Genomic DNA, 21,225 nt, shown 5'->3' with positions numbered 1-21,225 from the left:
GTGTTACACCTGCGGGAAAATCAGCTCCAGTGCCTGAATTGAATCTTCCCAGTCGGCGCGTTCAAAAATGCCTTGTTGCAAAAATGCCTCCAGCTGCGGCCACAGGCTAATCGCCTTGTCGAGCATCGGGTCGCTGCCTTTGGCATACGCCCCCACGCTGACCAGATCGCGGTTGCGCTGGAAGCTGGAAAGCAGTTGTTTGAAGTTACGCACGCGGGCGTAGTGCTTCTCGGTTATCAGCGCCGTCATTGCGCGGCTGATAGAGGCTTCAATATCGATGGCCGGGTAGTGCCCGGCTTCGGCCAGACGGCGCGACAGCACAATATGACCGTCAAGGATCGCGCGCGCGGAGTCGGCAATCGGGTCCTGCTGGTCATCGCCTTCCGTCAGTACCGTATAGAACGCGGTGATGGAGCCGCCGCCGCTGATGCCGTTCCCCGCGCGTTCCACCAGCGCAGGGAGTTTGGCGAATACCGAAGGCGGGTAGCCTTTGGTCGCCGGTGGCTCACCGATGGCCAAGGCGATTTCACGCTGCGCCATCGCGTAACGGGTCAGGGAATCCATGATCAGCAGCACGTGCTTGCCGCGGTCACGAAAATCTTCGGCGATACGGGTGGCATATGCGGCACCCTGCATGCGCAACAGCGGCGACACGTCTGCCGGTGCGGCGATCACCACCGAGCGGGCGCGGCCTTCCGCACCCAGAATGTTTTCAATAAAGTCTTTTACTTCACGACCACGTTCGCCGATCAGCCCCACGACGATCACGTCGGCCTGGGTATAGCGCGCCATCATGCCGAGCAGGACGGATTTACCTACGCCTGAGCCGGCGAACAGGCCCATACGTTGTCCACGTCCCACGGTCAGCAGGGCGTTAATCGGGCGCACGCCGGTATCCAGCACATGCTCGATAGGGGTACGCTGCAGGGGGTTGAACGGTTGGGTGATCAGCGCGCCGGTTTCGGTGGTGTCCGGGGAGGGCAGCCCGTCGAGCGGTTTCCCGCTGCCGTCCAGCACGCGGCCCAGCAGGGCAGGGCCAAGCGGCAGCTGCTTCCCGCTTTGCAGCCCATCGCCAGAAATGTTTTTGGCATACACGCGCGCGCCGGGCAGAATGCCTTCCACCTCTTCAAGCGGCATCAGGAACAGGCGCTGGCCGTTAAATCCGACCACTTCGCTTTCAACTTCACGCGTTTCCAGTCCATCCTGACGCTCAATGACGCAGGTCGCGCCCAGCGGAAGCTGCAGGCCGGTGGCTTCGAGAACCAGGCCGGTGGCGCGCGTCAGTCGCCCATAACGACGAACGGATGGCAGTTGCGCCATCTTCGTCTCAAAGTTGTCGAGCGTGGTGAGCCAGCGGGTGAGGCGCGCGGTCATCAGACGACTCCCGGTGCCGCCAGGCGGCACAGTTCCTGCCAGCGGGTGGCGACGCTGGCATCCAGATCGCCTTCATCGGCAGAGACTTTGCAGCCGCCGTGATGTAGCGACGGGTCGCCGCGCAGACGCCAGCCGTGCAGGTTAAGCGTCGCGCCCAGGCTCTCTTCAACGCGCTGCAGGTCGTCCGGATGGACGCGCAGCTGAGGTTTCCCGCTGAACAGCGGCTCCTGCTGAAGCAGACCCTGAATTTGTTTGATAAGCGCGGTGTTATCCACCACGGGCGTTTGGCCGATGACCTGACGCGCGGCTTCCAGCGCCATCTGCATCAGTCGCGAGGCAATCACGCTGTCCAGCGCGTCAAGGGTGTGCTGGAACTCGCTGACCAGCTGCTGCATGCGGGCATGGATCGGCGCCTGCTGCTGGCGCGCCTGATCGATACCGTGCTCTAACCCTTTCGCCAGACCTTCCTGATACCCCTGCTCGTGGCCTTTCTGTCGGCCTTCGTTCAGACCGGCGTTATAGCCCTGCTCGTGCGCCTGCATTTGCAGCTGCGCCAGCATCTGGGCCTGCTGCTCCTCTTCGGTCAGCTCGGGCTGCTCGACGTCAGGGTCAAGCTCTTCGGTTGCGATGACGGCCGGCGTGAACTCGGAGAGGGGAGGCGCCAGATCGTCCGGCGTCCAGCGCTTCCAGGGCAGCTCATTAGACATAGGTGTCGTCTCCGCTGCCAATCACCATCTCGCCGGTTTCCGCCAGACGACGAACAATAAGCAGAATGGCTTTCTGTTCGTTTTCCACCTGAGACAGACGAACCGGGCCGCGGTTGGCAAGGTCGTCGCGCAGGATATCGGCCGCACGCTGAGACATGTTGCGCAGGAACTTCTCGCGCAGCGGCTGCTCGGCACCTTTGAGGGCGATAAGCAGCGACTCGGAATCCACTTCCTGAAGCAGGCGCTGGATGCTGCGGTCGTCCACTTCGACGAGGTTTTCGAACAGGAACATCTCGTCGATGATTTTCTGTGCCAGCTCGCCGTCGAATTCGCGAACCGCCGTAATGACGGCCTCTTCCTGCTGCGTTTTCATCAGGTTGATGATTTCCGCCGCCGTTCTCACGCCGCCCATTTTGCTGCGCTTGAGGTTCTGACCGTCGAGCAGGTTGTTCAGCACTTCGGTCAGCTCCGCCAGCGCGGCCGGCTGGACGCCGCCGAAGGTCGCGATACGCAGCATCACATCGTGACGCAGACGCTCTTCGAACAGGGCCAGAATATCGGCCGCCTGACCACGTTTAAGGTGGACAAGGATGGTGGCGATAATCTGCGGGTGCTCGTCGCGGATAAGGTCGGCGGCGCTCTGCGGCTCCATAAAGTTGAGCGTTTCGATACCGCTGGCGGTATCGCGCGTTTCCAGAATGTCTTCCAGCAGGCTGGAGGCACGCTCTTCGCCCAGCGCCTTGACCAGCACGGAGCGCAGGTAGTCGTTGGCGTTAATGTTGAGCGCGGCAAACTGTTCGGCTTCCTGTTCAAACTCTGCCAGCACTTCGGTCAGCTGCTTGTTGGAGATCTGACGCACGTTGGCCATGGCCGCACTGAGAATTTGCACTTCTCGCTGGGAGAGGTGTTTAAACACCTCTGCCGCACGATCTTCGCCAATGGTCATCAGCAGGATGACGCTTTTATCGGTGCCCGTAAGCGTATTACTCATGTTCGTTACCCATCCACTGGCGGATGACCAGCGCCACGACGCGCGGATCGTTATCTGACATTTCGCGAATGCGCTGGCTCATGACCTCAGCGCCCATGCGCTGGTTAGCACGACGCTGCTGTATCTGTTCATCTTTGCTGAGGCGCACTTCAACCGCTTCTTCCGTTTCCTGACGCGTGTTCATCTGCTCGCGAGCCGCTTTTTCGGCTTCAGCACGGCGCTGGAGCTGCGGACGAACGCCCTTACGCCACAGCAGCCACGCGACAATCAGCACCAGCAGCCAGCGTCCTGCGGACATCAGCTGGTCGATAAACGCCTGCTGTTGCCAGAACGGCAGTTCACCGCCGGTCTCATCAACCGAGTTGAACGGTGAGTTCACCACGTTGAGGGTATCGCCGCGCTTCTCGGAGTAACCCATCGCTTCACGGGTCAGGTTTTCAATCTGCTTCATCTGCTCGGCAGTCAACGGCAGCGGTTTGCCGTCCGCCAGCGTTTTGTAGTTCACCACTACCGCAACGGAAAGACGCTGAATATCGCCCACGTTCAGTTTAGTGTGGCGAATCGTCCGATCCACTTCGTAGTTCGTGGTTTCGTTACGGCTGCTGGTGCGCGGACCGGCGTTACTGGTCGTTGAGGTGGTCTGCTGATTATTTTGCTGACCGTTCTGCTGATTGGCCGGCGGCGTAGAGATCGGTGCCGCGTTAGCCGGGGCAGGCTGGTTAGACAGCGCGCCCGGCACGCCGCCCGGGTAGGCACCGCCGACCTGCTCGTTCGAATTGATCTGGCGTGAACGCATCACCGCCTGAGCCGCATCGCCGTTCGGGCTGTACTGCTCTTCAGTTTGTTCTTTGTTCGCGAAGTCGATCTGTGCGGTTACCTGCGCGTGCACGTTGCTGTTACCCACCACCGGGCCGAGGATGGCTTCAATACGGCGCTGGAGACGGCTTTCGACATCGGCGGCATACTTCAGCTGCGCATCATTCAGATCGCGACCGGCGGTATTGGACTGCGTCAGCAGGTGACCGCTTTGGTCAACCAGCGTCACGTTACCCGGCGGCAGGCCGGCGACGGCGCTTGAAACGAGGTGCGTCACCGCGCTGATTTGCCCTTCGTCCAGCGCGCGGCCGGGTTCAAGGTTCACGGTAACGGAAGCCGAAGGTGATTTCTGTTCGCGGACAAATAAAGAAGGTTTAGGCATCGCCAGGTGCACGCGGGCACTCTTCACCGGGCCTAATGTTTCAATGGTGCGGGCCAGTTCACCTTCCAGCGCACGCTGGTAGTTCACCTGCTCGCTGAACTGGCTGATACCGAATTTTTCCTGATCCAGCAGCTCAAAGCCAACGGCACCGCCCTTCGGCAGCCCCTGCTGAGCCAGACGCAGACGCAGTTCGTGCACCTTATCAGCCGGGACCTCCAGCGCACCGCCATTATCGGCAAAGCGATAAGGGATGTTCATCTGGGTAAGCTGGGTGACGATGGCGCCGCCATCCTGATCGGAAAGGTTGCTGTAGAGCGTCCGGTAATCAGGGCTTTTCGCCCAAAGGACCATCGCTACAAGGATCGCAATTGCGGCAGCGCCTGCCACGATCAACGGGATTTTAGGATTCGCGCGAAGGCGGTTCATCCACTCGAGTGATTTATTCTGCGGCGCTGTCGATGCTGTTGCACTCATTGCGCACCTCTTAAATCCTGGTGGTTTACGTTATTCGTGTAGAGAAACAAAACTGACTCCCGGGTCGGCAAACACGACAAAAGTTCCATATTGATGGCCCTGCCATTATTTGATGATTCGTGATTTTCTATGCGTCAAATAACCTGGTTTTTTCATGCTATTTACCGCCATTATCTTATTGACAAGCTGTTAGTCTTGACCGCGTAAAAAACCATCCAGGGGAGAGTCATGGCTATACAGGGCATTGAAGGGGTAATCAGTCAGTTGCAGGCAACGGCGATGACGGCCCGTAATCAGAATGTGGCAGATCAGCAGCCGAGCATCAGCTTCGCGGGGCAACTGCATGCCGCTCTTGACCGTATCAGTGATACCCAGACCGCAGCACGCACTCAGGCAGAAAAGTTCACCCTCGGTGAGCCGGGCGTGGCGCTGAATGATGTGATGACCGATTTGCAAAAAGCCTCGGTTTCCCTGCAGATGGGGATCCAGGTGCGTAACAAGCTGGTGTCTGCGTATCAGGAAGTCATGGGGATGCAGGTTTAATACCTGTCGATCTTCGCTGGCAGCCGCAGCGCTTTAATGCCACAATATTTTTTTCTTCGAATGCAGGAAAGATGATGAAAAAAATAGCAATTGCTGGCGCGCTGCTGGCACTGACCGGGTGCGTTCAGGTCGATAATTATAAAGACGTGATCAAGCATCCTGTCCCGGCGCATCTGGCGGGATACTGGCAGTCGAAAGGGCCGCAGAGCAACATGGTCAGCCCGAAAGCGATTGCCACGCTGGTGGTGACGGAAGAGGGCGATACGCTGGACTGTCGTCAGTGGCAGCGCGTGATTGCCGTGCCGGGTAAAATCATGCTGCGTTCAGACAGTTATTACAACGTGACGCGTAAGCTGGATATCTATCCGCTGGAGCGCGATGGCTCGACGCTTGAGTATGACGGGCTGGAGCTGCAGAAGGTCGACCGTCCAACGGTTGAGTGTGCCGATTACCTGAGCAAGAATCCGCTCGAGAGTAAACTACCCTAAGGGTAAACGCAAAACGGCAACCTCGTTGCCGTTTTTGGTGTTTGCGCCCTCTCCCTGTGGGAGAGGGACGGGGTGAGGGCATCAGGCCCCACGTTTCCCGTTCTACAACGCATCCTCTATCACCCAAACGCTGACGCTTCCCCCATTACAGGTAAACGTCCCTTCGCCATCCGCCGCCGTGGTGATGGTTTCTTCGCGATTGCCGAGAAAATCCCGCCACGTTTTGTTGCCGTAGTTTTCCCCAAGACAAATCACCTTCTCGCCGTCGTCCCCGTTGGACATCACCACTACGCAGCCGGGATCGTCATCGGTGCCGCTGCGGCTGAAAGCGATGCAGTTAGGATGGTCGAAAAACAGCGTTTGCACGCCGTGGGCAAAACGCTGGCGCGCGAGGATCAGCTCGTGAAGCTGCTCAATGACCGGCATATCAATATGGTACGTTTCACCGTCGCCTCCCGCGTCGTCATAGCTGGCGCCGAAGAGATCCGGATAAAAGACGCTCGGCACGCCATTTTCCCGCAGCAGGATCAGCGCGTACGCCAGCGGTTTAAACCAGGCTTCGACCGGTGCTTCAAGCGCCTGCAAAGGCTGGGTGTCATGGTTCGCGACGAGGGTGACCGCATGAAACGGATCGGCTTCCACCAGGGTACCGGTGAAGATTTGGCTCATGTCGTAATCCCGGCCCTGACGTGACGCCTCGTGGAATTTCATCTGCAGAGGGGCATCAAACAGCATGGTTTTGCCTTCGACCTGGTCAATATAGGCCTGAAGTTTATCCACCTCATGGGACCAGTATTCCGCCACGATAAACAGCGGCTGGTCGGCGACTTCCTGGACGTGCTCAATCCACTCCTTGTAAAACCAGGCGGGAATATGCTTGACGGCGTCCAGACGAAAACCGTCGCAGCGCGTCTGTTCCATGACCCAGCGGGCCCAGTATTTGATCTCCTCGGTCACGGCGTGATTGCGAAAGTCGATATTTTCGCCCATCAGGTAATCGAAGTTGCCCATCTCATCATCAACCTGATCGTTCCAGCCTTCGCCGGTGTAGTCGTTGACGATTTTAAAGATGCCATCTTCATCGGGGTTTTCAATATGGTCGACGCCGCTGAAGCATTTGTAGTCCCAGATAAACTGTGAGTACTGCCCGGCCCGGGCTGGGAAGGTGTAGCGAGTCCAGGCTTCGCATTCAATGACCTCGTCATCGATTTGCGTGCGGTCCTGTTCGTTCACGCGCTGAACGCGCACGGGCTCTTTTTCATCGGCGCCCATTTTGTGGTTGACCACCACGTCCAGCAGCACGGCAATGTCGTTGCTTTTAAGGGCATCAATAGCCTCCAGCAGCTGCGCCTTGTCGCCGTATTTCGTGGCGATACTGCCTTTCTGGTCAAACTCGCCAAGATCGAACAGGTCATAGGTGTCATAGCCGACAGAATACCCGCCGGATGCCCCTTTACAGGCGGGCGGCAGCCAGATCATGTTGATGCCGATTTCGTTAAGATTGGGAGCTAACGCCGTGACCTCTCGCCACAATTCACCGCCAGCAGGGTAGTACCAGTGAAAACATTGTAACAGGGTGGGGTTTTTCATCATCCTTGCTCCAGAAGCCATTGGCAGACTTCTGGAGTATGGATGAAGAAATCATAGTTGTGTGTCGCGGGTCAAACTTTCTGGATAAAGAATATTCCCTGACAGCTTTCCATAGGTAGACGTGATGGATTGCTGTTTGCCGGTTTGATCAATCAGATTACGCAGTTCGTCCATGCGGACCTTCAGCAGTGCCTTTAGCGCATTCTCGTTTTCAAGGATCATTTCCAGCAGCGCACGCGCTTGCTCAACCTGAGCCGGAGGGCATGACATGATGGGCGTTTGAGATATCTTTTCCACCAGTTGAACATAATGCATTTCCTGCTCGATAAGCGCATCCCATTGACCAGAATGTGCGAGATTTAGCATAGCAATGCTCTGAGCATGTAACGCCTGCCAGTGGCTAAGCGCTGCGCTGGGATTATTCATCAAAATTATCCTGAAATAGAGGACGCATTGGGGCCGATTTGCTTCCACGCATCCGCAATGTTGTTTAATAAACCCTCGACTTCAACAATTGCGTCTACGTCGTTACTGACATTCGCCAGCAACAAACGTCGAACCATATATTCGTACAAGGAGGCAAGATTACCGGACAACTCGCTCTCAACCTCCATGTTCAGTCCTGCTTTTAAACCGTTGTCGATGATATTGATGGCTTTCGTTAACGCTTCGCCTTTCTCACGAATTTGTCCGGCTTCCATGAACAAACGCGCGCGAACAAGGGCGCTATGCGCCCCGTCGAACAACATGACAATCAGCTGGTGTGGACTGGCATTCATGACTGCGCTTTCGACTCCTATCTGCTGATAGGATTGAACACCAGAGGTCTTATACATATCCACTCCTGAAGGCTACGACTATTTTTGTGAGAACTGTTGGGTCAGGTAGTTGGCTGTATTGGTCATTTTGGTGACTAATACGTCCAGACTGGTGAACTGGGTTTTGTAACGCGCCATGGTGGCATCAATAGTGGCTTCCATAGCATCGTAACGCTCACCCAGAGTTTTTAGCGTTTTGTTGATCCCGTCTTTCGCGTTCTGGATCACCCCGGCGCTGCCGGTACTGGTGCTGAGCATGGTGGTCAGCGTGTTGTTCATCTGAGTGGCCATACCGGTTTTCTTGCCGTCACCGACAAAATACTGCTGTACGGCGTTCGGGTTCTCGGTCAGCGCTTTTTTCAGCTTATCGGTATCGACTTTCAGGTTACCGACGGTACCGTCAGAACCTTTTACCGGGTCCTGGGTAATTCCCAGTTGGGCCATGATCTGTACCGAGCCGCTCTGCACTTCGGTCAGCAGGCCGCGCAGCTGAGACTGGATCCCGCGCACGTTTGCATCACCAACAAGTGCCCCGTTGCTGGCTGACTGGCTGCCGGCGCCTGCATCAACCGGAACATACTTCGTCAGGCTGTTAATGGTGGACTGCAGCGAGTTATACGCCGTGACCCAGTCGGTGATCGCCTTCTGGTTAGCATCCGTTGCGCGAGTCACCTCCAATGTTTCATCTGCCTTGCTTTCTGCTTTCAGCGAGAAAGTCACGCCAGGCAGGGCATCGGTAATGGTATTCGTCTGGCGCTCGATGGAGATGCTGTTCACTACCACAATTGCGTTTTGAGCTCCGGTGTTAACCGTCAGCGCGCCCGTTTTTGTGGTTGAGTTGTAACCAATTGCGTTTTGCAGCTTATCGTCGCCAGTGACGCTGATCGTCATTTCACCATCCGTACCGGTGGTTTTAGATGACAGCATCAGGCGGTAATCACCGTCTTTTGCTTTAATGACGCTGGCGGTGACGTTGCCGTTCGCTTTATTAATGGCGCTCGCAATCCCGGCCAGAGACGTATCGCCATCCGCCAGGGTGACCTCTAAAGGCGTTTTCGTGCCCGGCTGGGTGATGGTGATTTTACGCGTCGTACCTGTCGTATCGCCCAGCAAATCCGTGTTGTTTGCATAGGAGCCGGTAGTCAGTGCCTGTGCTTTTGCAACCTGGTTGACGTTGACAACAAAGGAACCCACGGACGCGTCTGCCGTTGTCGTGGCGGTAAAGGCCGTGTTGGTGCTGCTAACGGACGTTGAGTTCCAGGTGGTTGCTTTACCCAGCGCAGCGGTCGCAGTCTGCAGCGATGTCATGGCGCTCTGCAGTTTGCCGTAAGCGCTTAACTGTGCGTTATACGTTGATTGCTGGGAAGTAATCGTCGTCAGCTTGGTTCTTTCTGCTGCATCCAACTGATTATATAAATCCCCGAGTCCTGCAGAACCTATCCCGAGGTTACTGATAGTAGCCATGCATATTTTCCTTAAAATACGAAAGTAGTTCAGGACTCTTATCGGCCTCTCAACGTAAAAGTTTACGATGGTGAGAAAAAAATAATCCAAAGAATAGGCACGTCCTGGCGGGGTAAATGAAAGGATTGCACTTTAGGGTCATTATCCGTGCATTGAAAACACGAATAAGTGTGTGCCTTTTTTGTCATCTCTTTGCGCGTTAAAAAAGCATAAATAATAACGCTCTGATGGACCTTAATTGATTTTTTAAAAATAAAATGTTTAAAAATCAATGTTTTGCAATTTTTTCAAAATTGATTCTAAAGTCTTTTGGGGACCCGTCGATAACCTTGTTGACGGTGAGAGACGCTGTGAGTGTTAGGCACCGGACCTAAAACCCAATTTTTGAAGGAAACAAAATTATGGCAGTTATCAATACTAACCTGTTGTCCCTGACCACTCAGAACAACCTGAACAAATCTCAGTCTTCTCTGGGCACTGCTATCGAGCGTCTGTCCTCCGGTCTGCGTATTAACAGCGCGAAAGACGATGCTGCTGGCCAGGCGATTGCAAACCGCATGACCGCTCAGATTAAAGGCATGAACCAGGCTGCGCGTAACGCCAACGACGGTATCTCCATGGCGCAGACTGCTGAAGGTTCTCTGAACGAAATCAACAACAACTTGCAGCGCGTTCGTGAACTGGCTGTTCAGGCAAGCAACGGCACCAACAGCACCTCTGACCTGGCCTCTCTGCAGGATGAAGTTACCGCGCGTCTGAATGAAATCAACCGTGTTGCAGGCAAAACTGATTTCAACGGCATCAAACTGCTGGACGGCACTGCAGGTACTGCTGGTGTGGTTAAAATTCAGGTTGGCGTGAACGACGGCGACACCATCGATCTGGACCTGAGCGGTGCAAAAGCTGACACCACGACTCTGGGTGTTGCTGCTATCGACCTGAAAACTATGACCGCTACCGACCTGGGCACCATCGACGCAGCTATCGCTAAAGTTGATAAAGCACGTTCTGGCCTGGGTGCTGTGCAGAACCGTTTCACTTCTGCAATCAACAACCTGAACAACACCTCAACTAACCTGTCTGCTGCTCAGTCCCGTATCCAGGACGCTGACTACGCAACTGAAGTTTCCAACATGTCCCGCGCGCAGATCCTGCAGCAGGCTGGTACTTCTGTTCTGTCTCAGGCAAACCAGGTTCCACAGACCGTTCTGTCTCTGCTGCGTTAATTTTACGCGTGAAACCCCGCTTCGGCGGGGTTTTTTTATCTCTGCTATTTGAGAATCCGCCTGTGAAACAAATCAGTGTCACTCAACCAAAGCTGGTCGCAGATTTTTCATGTGTCGGTGGGGAATGCCGTGAACATTGTTGTCAGGGCTGGACCATCGCGTTTGATAAATCCTCCGTTAATCGCTATCTGAACAGTAAAAATGCCGCTATTCGTCAGACGGCGAAAACGGCGATAAAAGTCACCAAAAAAAACTATGACCACTGGGGTGAAGTGATTTTCCATACGGAAAGTAAAAACTGCCCGTTTATGGATACGGAAAAACTCTGTTCTGTTCATAGCGCCATGGGCATCCAGGCCTTAAGCCCAACCTGTACGTCGTTTCCGCGGACAAACCGGGTCTATAAAAATGAAATCGAAAAATCGCTGAACCTCTCGTGTCCGGAAGTGACCCGACTTCTGTTGAACGATCGGGAGTCTATGTCGTTGATGGAATCTGTCATTGTTCAGCAGGACGTCAATAATGCGCCGATGATTGATTTGAAGGCAAAGGTCATCAATCTCTTCTGCCAGAATATTTTCAGCGTTGAGGGCGTCAGCGTTGAAGAACAGGTTTACGCCGTGGTGAAATTCCTCATGGTGGCGGAAAAGCTCGATAATCTCGAAGAGAATATTAGCACGCTCGAAACGGTCTATTTCTCGCTGGTTAACGAACTGGTGAGCGGTAAAATCAAAACGGAATTAGGCGGATTTAATCAGAACTACAGCCTGAAATTCGCGTTAATTTCGCTCATCCAGAGCTACTTCACGAAGAAAGTGACAGCCCGCGGTGGTGCGGTATTAAACCGTTATTTTACTCAGCTTTATCAACAATTTGAGACTGCGGGTGACACCGTGCCGGCAGACAAGGTCATGGAGAACATCGAGTCCGTCTGGCGCGATGTGGCGGGCAGTTACCTGGCGACCCATGACCATTTATTCAAGAACTTTTTTAAATACAAACTCTGGGAGCAGGGCTTCCCGCAGAACAATGGCCGCAGCATGTTGAATAACCTTTATTTAATCGTTGCGGAGTTCTATTTCCTTAAAACGTTACTTGCCGGTCAGGCGATCGTGGCGGGGAAAATTGAACAAGATAATATTATTGATGTTATTTACAGCTTCCACTCTCTTAGCCAGCATAATCAGGAAGCGGGAAAGCTCTTTCATCAACATATAGATAGCGTCAAACTGGGCGACGATCTTTCATTGTTACAACTGTTAATTTAGCCAGAAAAGTTGCCCCTGTTGTGGGCAACCTCAGAATAACCTCACTTTATCCCCCTTTTTCATCCAATTGAACGCCCTGCAGAATCGGATAATCATGCCGATAACTCAACTAACGCAGGGCTGTTTATCGTGAATTCACTCTATACCGCTGAAGGTGTAATGGATAAACACTCGCTGTGGCAGCGTTATGTCCCGCTGGTGCGTCACGAAGCATTGCGCCTCCAGGTGCGCTTGCCGGCGAGCGTGGAACTCGACGATCTGCTACAGGCGGGCGGTATCGGGTTATTGAATGCAGTTGACCGATACGACGCTCTGCAAGGAACGGCATTTACGACTTACGCAGTTCAGCGTATTCGTGGTGCGATGCTGGACGAGCTGCGCAGCCGCGACTGGGTGCCGCGCAGTGTTCGCCGCAACGCGCGCGAAGTGGCGCATGCGATGGGGCAGCTGGAACAGGAACTGGGACGTAACGCAACGGAAACCGAAGTGGCGGAACGTCTTGGCATTGCTGTTGAAGAGTATCGTCAGATGTTGCTCGATACCAATAATAGCCAACTCTTCTCTTATGACGAGTGGCGCGAAGAGCATGGCGATAGCATCGAGCTGGTGACGGACGAGCACCAGCATGAAAACCCGTTACACCATTTAATGGAAGGGAATTTACGCCAGCGCGTCATGGAGGCTATTGAAGCTCTGCCTGAACGCGAACAGCTGGTATTGACCCTTTATTACCAGGAAGAGCTTAACCTCAAAGAGATTGGCGCTGTTCTGGAGGTGGGAGAGTCGCGGGTGAGCCAGCTGCACAGCCAGGCCATTAAACGCTTACGAACCAAGCTGGGTAAGTTATAGGTGATTGATTCACCTTAAAAATGCCGCACAACGTATTGACAACCAGGAGTTATCATGACGGTGCAGCAATCTAAAAGACGGCCTTTAAGCCGCTACCTGAAAGACTTTAAACACAGCCAGACGCATTGCGCCCACTGTAACAAGTTACTCGATCGTATCACGCTGGTTCGCCGGGGCGAAATCGTCAATAAGATTGCGATTTCGCGTCTCGACACGTTGATGGACGAAGCAGCATGGCTCGAAGAGCAAAAAGAGTGGGTGGCGCTTTGCCGTTTCTGTGGGGATCTCCACTGCAAAGAGCAAAGCGACTTCTTCGATATTATCGGCTTCAAGCAGTTCCTGTTTGAACAAACGGAGATGAGCCACGGCACCGTTCGCGAATATGTCGTTCGCCTGCGCCGCCTTGGGCAACATCTGACCGTAAACAACATTTCTCGCGATCTGCTGAAAACCGGTTATCTGGATGAAAATCTGGAGCCGTGGCTGCCTGCGACCAGCACCAACAACTACCGAATTGCGCTGCGCAAGTATGCTCAATACAAGGTACAAATGCCGGGTGCCATAAAGCAGAAAGCCCACGCCGGAACAACTTCTGATATATATTAAAAAAGAATAAGATGTAGCGCAGTCGCCTTTGACGTTGCAGGCGATTTCTCTACACTACGTAAAAATTCCACTATATCGGGGTATTTATGAAATTTGCACTTCTGGGTCGTCAGGCGCTGATGGGTGTTATGGCCGTTGCGCTGGTTGCGGGCATGAGCGTGAAAACGTTCGCCGCAGAAAACCTGCTGAATAAAGTAAAAGAGCGCGGTACGCTGCTGGTCGGGCTGGAAGGAACCTATCCTCCGTTCAGCTTCCAGGGCGATGACGGTAAGCTGACCGGTTTTGAAGTGGAGTTTGCTGAAGAGCTGGCGAAGCACCTCGGCGTTAAAGCGTCACTGAAACCGACCAAATGGGACGGTATGCTGGCGTCGCTGGATTCCAAACGTATTGATGTGGTGATTAATCAGGTGACCATTTCTGACGAGCGTAAGAAGAAATATGACTTCTCTACGCCGTACACCGTGTCCGGTATTCAGGCGCTGGTGAAGAAAGGCAACGAAGGCGGAATTAAAACTGCCGCGGACCTGAAAGGGAAGAAAGTCGGTGTCGGTCTGGGTACCAACTACGAAGAGTGGCTGCGCCAGAACGTGCAGGGCGTGGATATCCGCACCTATGATGATGACCCGACGAAATACCAGGATCTGCGCGTAGGTCGTACCGACGTCATTCTGGTTGACCGCCTCGCCGCGCTGGATCTGGTGAAGAAAACCAACAATACCCTGGCGGTAGCGGGTGATGCGTTCTCTCGTCAGGAATCAGGCGTTGCCGTTCGTAAAGGTAACGAAGACCTGGTCAAAGCGATTGATTCCGCGATTGCTGACATGCAAAAAGACGGCAGCCTGAAAGCGCTCTCCGAGAAGTGGTTCGGTGCAGACGTCACGAAATAAGCTTCTGCCGTAAAAAAAGGCGCTTTTAAAAGCGCCTTTTTTATTTCTTTCGCGTCTGCGTGCATAATGAAAAATATCACATTTTGTCAGAGTTACCGGAGAACCCATGTCACTACAGAATTTAACGCGCTTTCCCCGCCTGGAGTTCATCGGCGCGCCGACGCCGCTGGAGTACCTGCCGCGATTTTCTGATTATTTAGGGCGCGATATTTTTATCAAGCGTGACGACGTGACGCCGATGGCGATGGGGGGCAATAAGCTGCGCAAGCTGGAGTTTCTGGCGGCTGACGCACTGCGCGAAGGCGCGGATACGCTCATTACCGCCGGGGCTATCCAGTCCAACCACGTTCGTCAGACGGCGGCAGTGGCGGCAAAGCTCGGGCTCCACTGCGTGGCATTGCTGGAAAACCCGATTGGCACGCGGGCAGAAAACTATCTGACCAACGGTAACCGCCTGCTGCTGGATCTGTTTAACGTGCAGGTCGAAATGGTGGATGCGTTGACCGACCCGACCGCCCAGCTCGACGAGCTGGCGACGCGTCTGGAAGCGCAGGGGTTCCGCCCCTACGTTGTCCCCGTCGGCGGTTCGAACGCGCTGGGCGCGCTGGGGTATGTGGAGAGTGCGCTGGAAATTGCGCAGCAGTGCGAGGGCGCGGTAAGCCTTTCCTCCGTGGTTGTCGCGTCCGGCAGCGCGGGCACGCACGCCGGGCTGGCGGTGGGGCTCGAACAACTGCTGCCGGACGTCGAGCTGATTGGCGTGACGGTATCCCGCAGCGTCGCGGATCAGAAGCCGAAGGTGGTCACTTTACAGCAGGCGGTAGCCGCGCAGCTGGAGCTGAAGGCCAGGGCCGATATTCTGCTCTGGGACGACTATTTTGCGCCGGGTTACGGCACGCCTAACGAAGAGGGCATGGAGGCGGTGAAGCTGCTGGCGCGCCTCGAGGGGATACTGCTCGATCCGGTCTATACCGGCAAAGCGATGGCCGGACTGATTGACGGCATTGCGCAGAAACGCTTTAAGGATGAAGGGCCGATTTTATTTGTCCATACCGGCGGGGCGCCTGCGCTGTTTGCCTACCATCCTCATGTCTAAAAATCAGGTCGAAAAATAATAATGCAAGAAAGTATTCAACTGGTTATTGATTCTCTGCCGTATCTGCTGAAAGGTGCGGTATTTACGTTACAGCTCAGTATCGGCGGGATGTTCTTCGGGCTGGTGCTGGGATTTGTGCTGGCATTAATGCGCATGTCACCCATCCTGCCGGTACGCTGGCTGGCGCGCTTTTATATCTCCGTCTTTCGCGGCACGCCGCTTATCGCCCAGCTCTTTATGATCTACTACGGCTTGCCGCAGTTTGGTATCGAGCTGGATCCGATCCCCGCAGCGATGATTGGTCTGTCGCTCAATACCGCGGCGTACACGTCAGAAACCCTGCGAGCGGCGATCTCCTCCATTGACAAAGGGCAGTGGGAGGCGGCGGCCAGTATCGGGATGACGCCATGGCAGACGCTGCGTCGGGCCATTCTGCCGCAGGCGGCGCGCGTGGCGCTTCCACCGCTCAGCAACAGCTTCATTAGCCTGGTGAAAGATACGTCCCTGGCGGCAACGATTCAGGTACCGGAACTGTTCCGTCAGGCGCAGCTCATTACTTCGCGCACGCTTGAAGTCTTTACCATGTATCTGGCCGCCTCGCTGATTTACTGGGTGATGGCGACGGTGCTGTCTGCTCTGCAAAACTACTTCGAAAACCAGCTTAACCGCCAGGAGCGTGATCCAAAATGAGTGCTATCGACGTCAAAAACCTGGTGAAAAAATTCCACGGTCAAACGGTGCTCCACGGAATCGATCTTGAAGTCGAGCAGGGTGAAGTGGTGGCGATTATCGGACCAAGCGGTTCGGGAAAAACGACGCTGCTGCGCAGTATTAACCTGCTTGAACAGCCGGAAGGCGGCACCATTCGGGTAGGGGAGATAACGATTGATACCGGGAAATCCATTAGCCAGCAGAAAGGGTTAATTCGCCGCCTGCGCCAGCATGTCGGCTTCGTTTTCCAGAGCTTTAATCTCTTCCCGCACCGTACGGTGCTGGAGAACATTATTGAAGGACCGGTCATTGTAAAAGGTGAATCTAAAGAGGACGCGACGGCGCGCGCGCGCGAACTGCTCGCTAAAGTCGGGCTGGCGGGGAAAGAGACCAGCTATCCGCGCCGTCTGTCGGGCGGGCAACAGCAGCGCGTGGCGATAGCGCGCGCGCTGGCTATGCGCCCTGACGTGATCCTTTTTGATGAACCGACCTCTGCGCTCGATCCGGAACTGGTGGGTGAGGTGCTTAACACCATTCGCCAGCTGGCGCAGGAAAAACGGACGATGGTGATCGTGACGCATGAAATGAGCTTTGCACGCGATGTGGCTGACAGAGCCATCTTCATGGATCAGGGGCGGATTGTGGAGCAGGGGCCGGCGAAAAGCCTGTTCGCTAATCCTCAGCAGCCGCGAACCCGTCAGTTCCTTGAAAAATTCCTGATGCAGTAGCATTTTTGCACTAATTTGCTCCAGAAATTTAGGCTGGAGCAAATTATTCTCCCTTCGGGGGCAGTCGTTTGTTTTTTTATTCCATCCGGCCCGGATAAATCTTATCAATAGTAAAGTTAATTGTGCTAATGCCGATATTTTGTAGTTAGAAAAAAGTTTTATGTGTTAGGTTATATTCACCATAATAATGATTATCTTTTCAGAGGCTTCATTTAGTAAGTATGAAGGATTCAGACTTTTTCACCTGGCGACGGGATTGCTCCCTCCGGTTTCAGGAATTGACCTGTGTCGACGAGGTATATCAGGAATTACAGCGACAAACTCAGACGCTTGAATTCGATTGTTACTCGCTCTGCGTGCGCCATCCCGTGCCGTTTACCCGGCCTAAGATCTCTGTGCATACCACTTACCCAAAGCAGTGGATGGCGCAATATCAATCCGCGAACTATTTCGCTATTGATCCCGTCTTAAAACCGGAGAATTTCATTCAGGGTCATTTACCCTGGACAGACGCATTATTCGCTGACGCGCAGGAATTATGGCACAGCGCGCAGGACCACGGTTTACGCGAGGGAATAACGCAGTGTCTGATGTTGCCTAATCATGCGCTCGGCTTCCTGTCTGTTTCCCGTACTAGTGTACTGGAAGGGCCGTTTGCCCGTGAGGAAATAGAACTGCGGCTGCAAATGCTGGTGCAAATGGCCTTAACTTCTCTGGTGCGTTTTGAAGATGAGATGGTCATGCCACCTGAAATGAAATTCAGCAAACGCGAGCGCGAAATTCTGAAATGGACTGCGGAAGGGAAGACGTCAGCGGAAATAGCGATCATTCTCTCTATCTCAGAGAATACCGTTAACTTCCATCAGAAAAATATGCAGAAGAAATTCAACGCGCCTAACAAAACCCAGATTGCGTGCTACGCGGCGGCAACGGGACTGATCTGACGGGATAATACGTTCTGCGTGACAGACGAACAAACGGCTGAATGCACTGCATCCAGCCGTTTTTTGTTACTGGCGGTAGGCTTGTTTGATTTGCTTAACGGTGTTAGCAAATACCGCAGATTCAGCCTGGTCTTCCATCTCCGCGATTTGTTTTTCCATTTTAATGATCACACGACCGGCATCCGCCTGGCCCATCGCCTGCAGCATCAGCGTCAGCAGTGCTTTCAGGCAGTTTACTTCCTGTGCCAGTTCCTGGTTATTCTCCGCAGTGGCAAATTCAGGTGTGCTCATTTATTTTCCTCATTATTTAATGGCGCTAAAGCGCGACGACGAAAGTCAAGGCGGCGGAGTATACCACAAGCTGTAGCAAAAAATGCAGCGGTTGTTTTTTGTACTTTTACTTGGATGTTTAATTGCGTAAACAGAACGCACCGGTAAACTAAACCGCCGTGAAAGGCTATTAATTGTTTATGCCCGGTTCGCTTGCCGTTAATTATTGTTACAAAAATTTGAGATCTGTTTTTTTGCAGGAAAAGCCTGAAAGTTTTTTGTAACTTTTTGAATACAGATGCTTAAAAAAAGCTGCAAAAGCCCTGAATGCATGGTCTCTCTTTCCACGGACTGTACAGCCTAATTTCCAAAAACGAGAGCAAAATCGAATAGCCGGTTTTTTAACGTTTTAATCTTGCGAGGAAAACCGTTAATATAAACCAAATTATCACTCAGTAGCGTTATCCCTATTCTGGAGACATTTCCTTTGATCAACGTCCTTCTTGTTGATGACCACGAACTGGTGCGCGCAGGGATACGACGCATTCTTGAAGATATTAAAGGTATTAAAGTTGCCGGTGAGGCGTGCTGCGGCGAAGATGCGGTAAAATGGTGCCGCACAAACTCGGCCGATGTGGTACTGATGGATATGAACATGCCCGGTATCGGTGGCCTTGAAGCAACACGCAAAATCGCGCGTACCTTTGTTGATACCAAAGTCATCATGCTGACCGTGCATACCGAAAACCCACTGCCCGCGAAAGTGATGCAGGCGGGCGCAGCGGGCTACCTGAGTAAAGGTGCTGCGCCGCAGGAAGTCGTCAATGCAATCCGTTCTGTGTTTGCCGGACAGCGCTACATTGCTTCCGACATTGCTCAGCAGATGGCGCTGAGTCAGATCGAGCCCGAGAAAACCGAATCACCGTTTGCCAGTTTGTCCGAGCGTGAATTGCAGATTATGCTGATGATCACCAAAGGTCAGAAGGTGAATGAGATCTCGGAACAGCTGAATCTCAGCCCGAAAACGGTGAACAGCTATCGTTACCGGATGTTCAGTAAACTGAACATTCATGGTGACGTCGAACTGACGCACCTGGCCATCCGGCACGGTTTGTGTAATGCGGAGACGTTGTTAAGTCAGTGAGTGATGTGTTCGATTCAAAAGCATTTCTGAAAACCGTAACCAGCCAGCCTGGCGTCTATCGCATGTATGACGCTGGCGGTACGGTTATCTACGTGGGGAAGGCAAAAGATCTTAAAAAACGCCTCTCCAGCTATTTTCGCAGCAACCTGGCCTCCCGTAAGACCGAAGCGCTGGTCTCACTCATTCAGAATATTGATGTCACCGTCACGCACACCGAGACAGAAGCGCTGCTGCTTGAGCACAACTATATAAAGCTCTACCAGCCGCGCTATAACGTTCTGTTGCGTGATGATAAGTCCTACCCGTTTATTTTTCTGAGCGGCGATACCCATCCGCGCCTCGCGATGCACCGCGGTGCAAAACACGCCAAGGGCGAATACTTCGGGCCGTTCCCTAACGGCTATGCCGTGCGTGAAACGCTGGCGCTGCTGCAAAAAATCTTCCCTATCCGCCAGTGTGAAAACAGCGTTTACCGTAACCGCTCGCGCCCGTGCCTGCAGTACCAGATTGGACGCTGCCTGGGGCCTTGCGTGGAAGGGCTGGTAAGTGAAGAAGAGTATGCCCAGCAGGTGGATTATGTGCGCCTGTTCTTAGCTGGAAAAGACGATCAGGTCTTAACGCAGCTGATCGCGCGGATGGAAAAAGCCAGCGCCGCACTCGAGTTTGAAGAGGCCGCGCGTATCCGCGACCAAATCCAGGCGGTGCGCAGAGTCACTGAGAAACAGTTTGTCTCGAATACCGGTGACGATCTCGACGTCATCGGCGTAGCCTTTGACGCCGGGATGGCCTGCGTGCACGTGCTGTTTATTCGCCAGGGCAAAGTGCTCGGCAGCCGCAGCTATTTCCCGAAAGTGCCCGGCGGTACTGAACTGGGTGAAGTGGTGGAAACCTTTGTAGGCCAGTTCTACCTGCAGGGGAGCCAGATGCGCACGCTGCCTTCTGAGATCCTGCTCGATTTTAATCTTGACGATAAAACCCTGCTGGCCGATTCGCTCTCTGAACTGGCGGGCCGTCGGGTGAATGTACAAACTAAACCGCGCGGCGATCGTGCACGTTATCTTAAGCTGGCGCGGACCAACGCGGCGACGGCACTCACCACTAAGCTGTCGCAGCAGTCGACGGTCAACCAGCGTTTAACGGCCCTGGCGACGCTGCTGAAGCTTCCGGAAGTGAAACGGATGGAGTGTTTCGACATCAGTCACACGATGGGAGAACAGACGGTGGCCTCCTGCGTGGTGTTTGATGCGAATGGCCCACTGCGCGCCGAGTATCGCCGCTTTAACATCACCGGGATCACGCCGGGTGACGATTATGCGGCCATGAATCAGGTGCTGCGTCGTCGCTATGGTAAAGCCATAGAAGAGAGCAAAATCCCGGATGTGATCCTGATTGACGGCGGGAAAGGGCAGCTCGGCCAGGCGAAAGCGGTATTTGAATCGCTTGATGTCAGTTGGGATAAAAACCATCCGCTACTGCTGGGCGTTGCAAAAGGGGCCGATCGTAAGGCCGGTCTGGAGACATTGTTCTTCGAGCCGGAAGGCGAGGGCTTCAGCCTGCCGCCGGACTCCCCGGCGCTGCACGTCATCCAGCATATTCGCGATGAATCACACGATCATGCCATCAGCGGTCACCGCAAAAAACGGGCGAAGGTGAAAAATACCAGTAGCCTGGAAACGATCGAAGGCGTGGGGCCAAAACGTCGCCAGATGCTGCTGAAATATATGGGCGGATTGCAAGGATTACTCAACGCCAGCATGGAGGAAATTGCAAAAGTGCCGGGTATTTCGCAAGGGCTGGCAGAAAAGATCTACTACTCGTTGAAACATTGAGGGCTCTGTAGCAACATAGAGCT

General features: G+C 53.9%; 22 protein-coding genes. 13 read left to right on the top strand and 9 right to left on the bottom strand.

The features are described 5' to 3' along the window. Positions 1-3: 3 nt before the first annotated feature. From fliI to fliF, 4 genes are read right to left on the bottom strand one after another with little or no spacing between them, the layout of a single operon-like run. Positions 4-1,374: a flagellar protein export ATPase FliI gene (gene fliI / locus NWV12_RS13970; protein ID WP_023336182.1), complete on the bottom strand. Its 1,371-nt coding sequence runs from the start codon at positions 1,372-1,374 to the stop codon at positions 4-6. Further along, a complete protein-coding gene (gene fliH / locus NWV12_RS13965; protein ID WP_023312302.1) occupies positions 1,374-2,081 on the bottom strand; it encodes a flagellar assembly protein FliH in 708 nt (235 codons plus the stop codon). The genes fliI and fliH overlap by 1 nt, the downstream gene beginning before the upstream one ends. Then, the gene (gene fliG, locus NWV12_RS13960; protein WP_023312301.1) at positions 2,074-3,072 is read right to left on the bottom strand and encodes a flagellar motor switch protein FliG; all 999 of its coding nucleotides are present in this window, start codon (positions 3,070-3,072) and stop codon (positions 2,074-2,076) included. The genes fliH and fliG overlap by 8 nt, the downstream gene beginning before the upstream one ends. After that, positions 3,065-4,744, bottom strand: coding sequence for a flagellar basal-body MS-ring/collar protein FliF (gene fliF, locus NWV12_RS13955; RefSeq protein WP_101744601.1), 1,680 nt, complete (start codon positions 4,742-4,744; stop codon positions 3,065-3,067). The genes fliG and fliF overlap by 8 nt, the downstream gene beginning before the upstream one ends. A 228-nt stretch (positions 4,745-4,972) precedes the next feature. On the opposite strand from fliF, the gene fliE reads away from it, so the two are divergent. Both fliE and yedD read left to right on the top strand, forming a co-directional pair. Continuing rightward, on the top strand, positions 4,973-5,287 hold the full coding sequence (gene fliE, locus NWV12_RS13950; protein ID WP_008500329.1) for a flagellar hook-basal body complex protein FliE: 315 nt from the start codon (positions 4,973-4,975) through the stop codon (positions 5,285-5,287). A 74-nt stretch (positions 5,288-5,361) separates the two neighbouring features. Continuing rightward, the gene (yedD, locus tag NWV12_RS13945; RefSeq protein ID WP_039263781.1) at positions 5,362-5,775 is read left to right on the top strand and encodes a lipoprotein YedD; all 414 of its coding nucleotides are present in this window, start codon (positions 5,362-5,364) and stop codon (positions 5,773-5,775) included. Positions 5,776-5,877: 102 nt separating this feature from the next. On the opposite strand, the gene amyA is transcribed toward yedD, so the two are convergent. Genes amyA through fliD form a run of 4 tightly spaced genes read right to left on the bottom strand, consistent with a single transcriptional unit; the run spans position 5,878 to position 9,647 of the window. After that, complete coding sequence (gene amyA, locus NWV12_RS13940) at positions 5,878-7,365, bottom strand: alpha-amylase (RefSeq protein WP_048981003.1); 1,488 nt, start codon at positions 7,363-7,365, stop codon at positions 5,878-5,880. 51 nt (positions 7,366-7,416) lie between these two features. Then, entirely contained in the window at positions 7,417-7,791 is a 375-nt protein-coding gene (fliT, locus tag NWV12_RS13935; RefSeq protein ID WP_033145899.1) for a flagella biosynthesis regulatory protein FliT, read from the bottom strand. 5 nt (positions 7,792-7,796) lie between these two features. After that, complete coding sequence (gene fliS, locus NWV12_RS13930; protein WP_033145898.1) at positions 7,797-8,201, bottom strand: flagellar export chaperone FliS; 405 nt, start codon at positions 8,199-8,201, stop codon at positions 7,797-7,799. A gap of 21 nt (positions 8,202-8,222) precedes the next feature. After that, positions 8,223-9,647 (bottom strand): flagellar filament capping protein FliD, encoded by a 1,425-nt coding sequence (gene fliD / locus NWV12_RS13925; RefSeq protein ID WP_033145897.1) that lies wholly within the window; start codon positions 9,645-9,647, stop codon positions 8,223-8,225. 401 nt (positions 9,648-10,048) lie between these two features. Here fliD and NWV12_RS13920 point away from each other — a divergent pair, with 401 nt between their 5' ends. The 9 genes from NWV12_RS13920 (at position 10,049) to sdiA (ending at position 17,959) form a co-directional block, all read left to right on the top strand. Beyond that, positions 10,049-10,873, top strand: coding sequence for a flagellin (locus NWV12_RS13920; protein ID WP_033145896.1), 825 nt, complete (start codon positions 10,049-10,051; stop codon positions 10,871-10,873). Positions 10,874-10,935: 62 nt separating this feature from the next. Next, positions 10,936-12,141 carry a flagellin lysine-N-methylase gene (gene fliB / locus NWV12_RS13915; protein ID WP_048980998.1) on the top strand — a complete coding sequence of 402 codons (1,206 nt, stop codon included), beginning with the start codon at positions 10,936-10,938 and terminating at the stop codon, positions 12,139-12,141. Between the two features lie 129 nt (positions 12,142-12,270). Then, positions 12,271-12,990, top strand: coding sequence for an RNA polymerase sigma factor FliA (locus NWV12_RS13910; protein WP_039263779.1), 720 nt, complete (start codon positions 12,271-12,273; stop codon positions 12,988-12,990). A gap of 54 nt (positions 12,991-13,044) precedes the next feature. After that, positions 13,045-13,596, top strand: coding sequence for a flagella biosynthesis regulatory protein FliZ (gene fliZ / locus NWV12_RS13905; protein WP_008500339.1), 552 nt, complete (start codon positions 13,045-13,047; stop codon positions 13,594-13,596). A gap of 86 nt (positions 13,597-13,682) precedes the next feature. Continuing rightward, positions 13,683-14,483: a cystine ABC transporter substrate-binding protein gene (gene tcyJ, locus NWV12_RS13900; protein WP_033145894.1), complete on the top strand. Its 801-nt coding sequence runs from the start codon at positions 13,683-13,685 to the stop codon at positions 14,481-14,483. Positions 14,484-14,589: 106 nt separating this feature from the next. After that, positions 14,590-15,576, top strand: coding sequence for a D-cysteine desulfhydrase (gene dcyD, locus NWV12_RS13895; protein WP_048980999.1), 987 nt, complete (start codon positions 14,590-14,592; stop codon positions 15,574-15,576). Between the two features lie 21 nt (positions 15,577-15,597). Continuing rightward, positions 15,598-16,266 (top strand): cystine ABC transporter permease, encoded by a 669-nt coding sequence (gene tcyL / locus NWV12_RS13890; RefSeq protein ID WP_014884380.1) that lies wholly within the window; start codon positions 15,598-15,600, stop codon positions 16,264-16,266. After that, entirely contained in the window at positions 16,263-17,015 is a 753-nt protein-coding gene (tcyN, locus tag NWV12_RS13885; protein WP_047061118.1) for an L-cystine ABC transporter ATP-binding protein TcyN, read from the top strand. Before tcyL ends, tcyN begins: the two co-directional genes overlap by 4 nt. A gap of 221 nt (positions 17,016-17,236) precedes the next feature. Next, on the top strand, positions 17,237-17,959 hold the full coding sequence (sdiA, locus tag NWV12_RS13880) for a transcriptional regulator SdiA (protein WP_033145891.1): 723 nt from the start codon (positions 17,237-17,239) through the stop codon (positions 17,957-17,959). Positions 17,960-18,025: 66 nt separating this feature from the next. On the opposite strand, the gene NWV12_RS13875 is transcribed toward sdiA, so the two are convergent. Next, positions 18,026-18,250, bottom strand: a complete 225-nt coding sequence (locus NWV12_RS13875; protein ID WP_008500345.1) for a DUF2594 family protein — start codon at positions 18,248-18,250, stop codon at positions 18,026-18,028. A 466-nt stretch (positions 18,251-18,716) separates the two neighbouring features. Between NWV12_RS13875 and uvrY the strand changes: the two genes are divergently transcribed. Both uvrY and uvrC read left to right on the top strand, forming a co-directional pair. Next, complete coding sequence (uvrY, locus tag NWV12_RS13870) at positions 18,717-19,373, top strand: UvrY/SirA/GacA family response regulator transcription factor (RefSeq protein ID WP_013096026.1); 657 nt, start codon at positions 18,717-18,719, stop codon at positions 19,371-19,373. Further along, positions 19,370-21,202: an excinuclease ABC subunit UvrC gene (gene uvrC, locus NWV12_RS13865; protein ID WP_048981001.1), complete on the top strand. Its 1,833-nt coding sequence runs from the start codon at positions 19,370-19,372 to the stop codon at positions 21,200-21,202. The genes uvrY and uvrC overlap by 4 nt, the downstream gene beginning before the upstream one ends. Positions 21,203-21,225: the final 23 nt, after the last annotated feature.

The sequence above is a fragment of the Enterobacter sp. Crenshaw genome (assembly GCF_024734705.1).
Taxonomy (GTDB): Bacteria; Pseudomonadota; Gammaproteobacteria; order Enterobacterales; family Enterobacteriaceae; genus Enterobacter; species Enterobacter asburiae_B.
This window is presented reverse-complemented; position numbering and strand designations above follow the sequence as displayed.

Excerpts from the sequence above, each read along its gene's own strand:
- fliI (WP_023336182.1), bottom strand. The coding sequence starts at position 1,374 with ATGACCGCGCGCCTCACCCGCTGGCTCACCACGCTCGACAACTTTGAG.
- fliH (WP_023312302.1), bottom strand. The coding sequence starts at position 2,081 with ATGTCTAATGAGCTGCCCTGGAAGCGCTGGACGCCGGACGATCTGGCG.
- fliG (WP_023312301.1), bottom strand. The coding sequence starts at position 3,072 with ATGAGTAATACGCTTACGGGCACCGATAAAAGCGTCATCCTGCTGATG.
- fliF (WP_101744601.1), bottom strand. The coding sequence starts at position 4,744 with ATGAGTGCAACAGCATCGACAGCGCCGCAGAATAAATCACTCGAGTGG.
- fliE (WP_008500329.1), top strand. The coding sequence starts at position 4,973 with ATGGCTATACAGGGCATTGAAGGGGTAATCAGTCAGTTGCAGGCAACG.
- yedD (WP_039263781.1), top strand. The coding sequence starts at position 5,362 with ATGAAAAAAATAGCAATTGCTGGCGCGCTGCTGGCACTGACCGGGTGC.
- amyA (WP_048981003.1), bottom strand. The coding sequence starts at position 7,365 with ATGAAAAACCCCACCCTGTTACAATGTTTTCACTGGTACTACCCTGCT.
- fliT (WP_033145899.1), bottom strand. The coding sequence starts at position 7,791 with ATGAATAATCCCAGCGCAGCGCTTAGCCACTGGCAGGCGTTACATGCT.
- fliS (WP_033145898.1), bottom strand. The coding sequence starts at position 8,201 with ATGTATAAGACCTCTGGTGTTCAATCCTATCAGCAGATAGGAGTCGAA.
- fliD (WP_033145897.1), bottom strand. The coding sequence starts at position 9,647 with ATGGCTACTATCAGTAACCTCGGGATAGGTTCTGCAGGACTCGGGGAT.
- NWV12_RS13920 (WP_033145896.1), top strand. The coding sequence starts at position 10,049 with ATGGCAGTTATCAATACTAACCTGTTGTCCCTGACCACTCAGAACAAC.
- fliZ (WP_008500339.1), top strand. The coding sequence starts at position 13,045 with ATGACGGTGCAGCAATCTAAAAGACGGCCTTTAAGCCGCTACCTGAAA.
- tcyJ (WP_033145894.1), top strand. The coding sequence starts at position 13,683 with ATGAAATTTGCACTTCTGGGTCGTCAGGCGCTGATGGGTGTTATGGCC.
- dcyD (WP_048980999.1), top strand. The coding sequence starts at position 14,590 with ATGTCACTACAGAATTTAACGCGCTTTCCCCGCCTGGAGTTCATCGGC.
- tcyL (WP_014884380.1), top strand. The coding sequence starts at position 15,598 with ATGCAAGAAAGTATTCAACTGGTTATTGATTCTCTGCCGTATCTGCTG.
- tcyN (WP_047061118.1), top strand. The coding sequence starts at position 16,263 with ATGAGTGCTATCGACGTCAAAAACCTGGTGAAAAAATTCCACGGTCAA.
- sdiA (WP_033145891.1), top strand. The coding sequence starts at position 17,237 with ATGAAGGATTCAGACTTTTTCACCTGGCGACGGGATTGCTCCCTCCGG.
- NWV12_RS13875 (WP_008500345.1), bottom strand. The coding sequence starts at position 18,250 with ATGAGCACACCTGAATTTGCCACTGCGGAGAATAACCAGGAACTGGCA.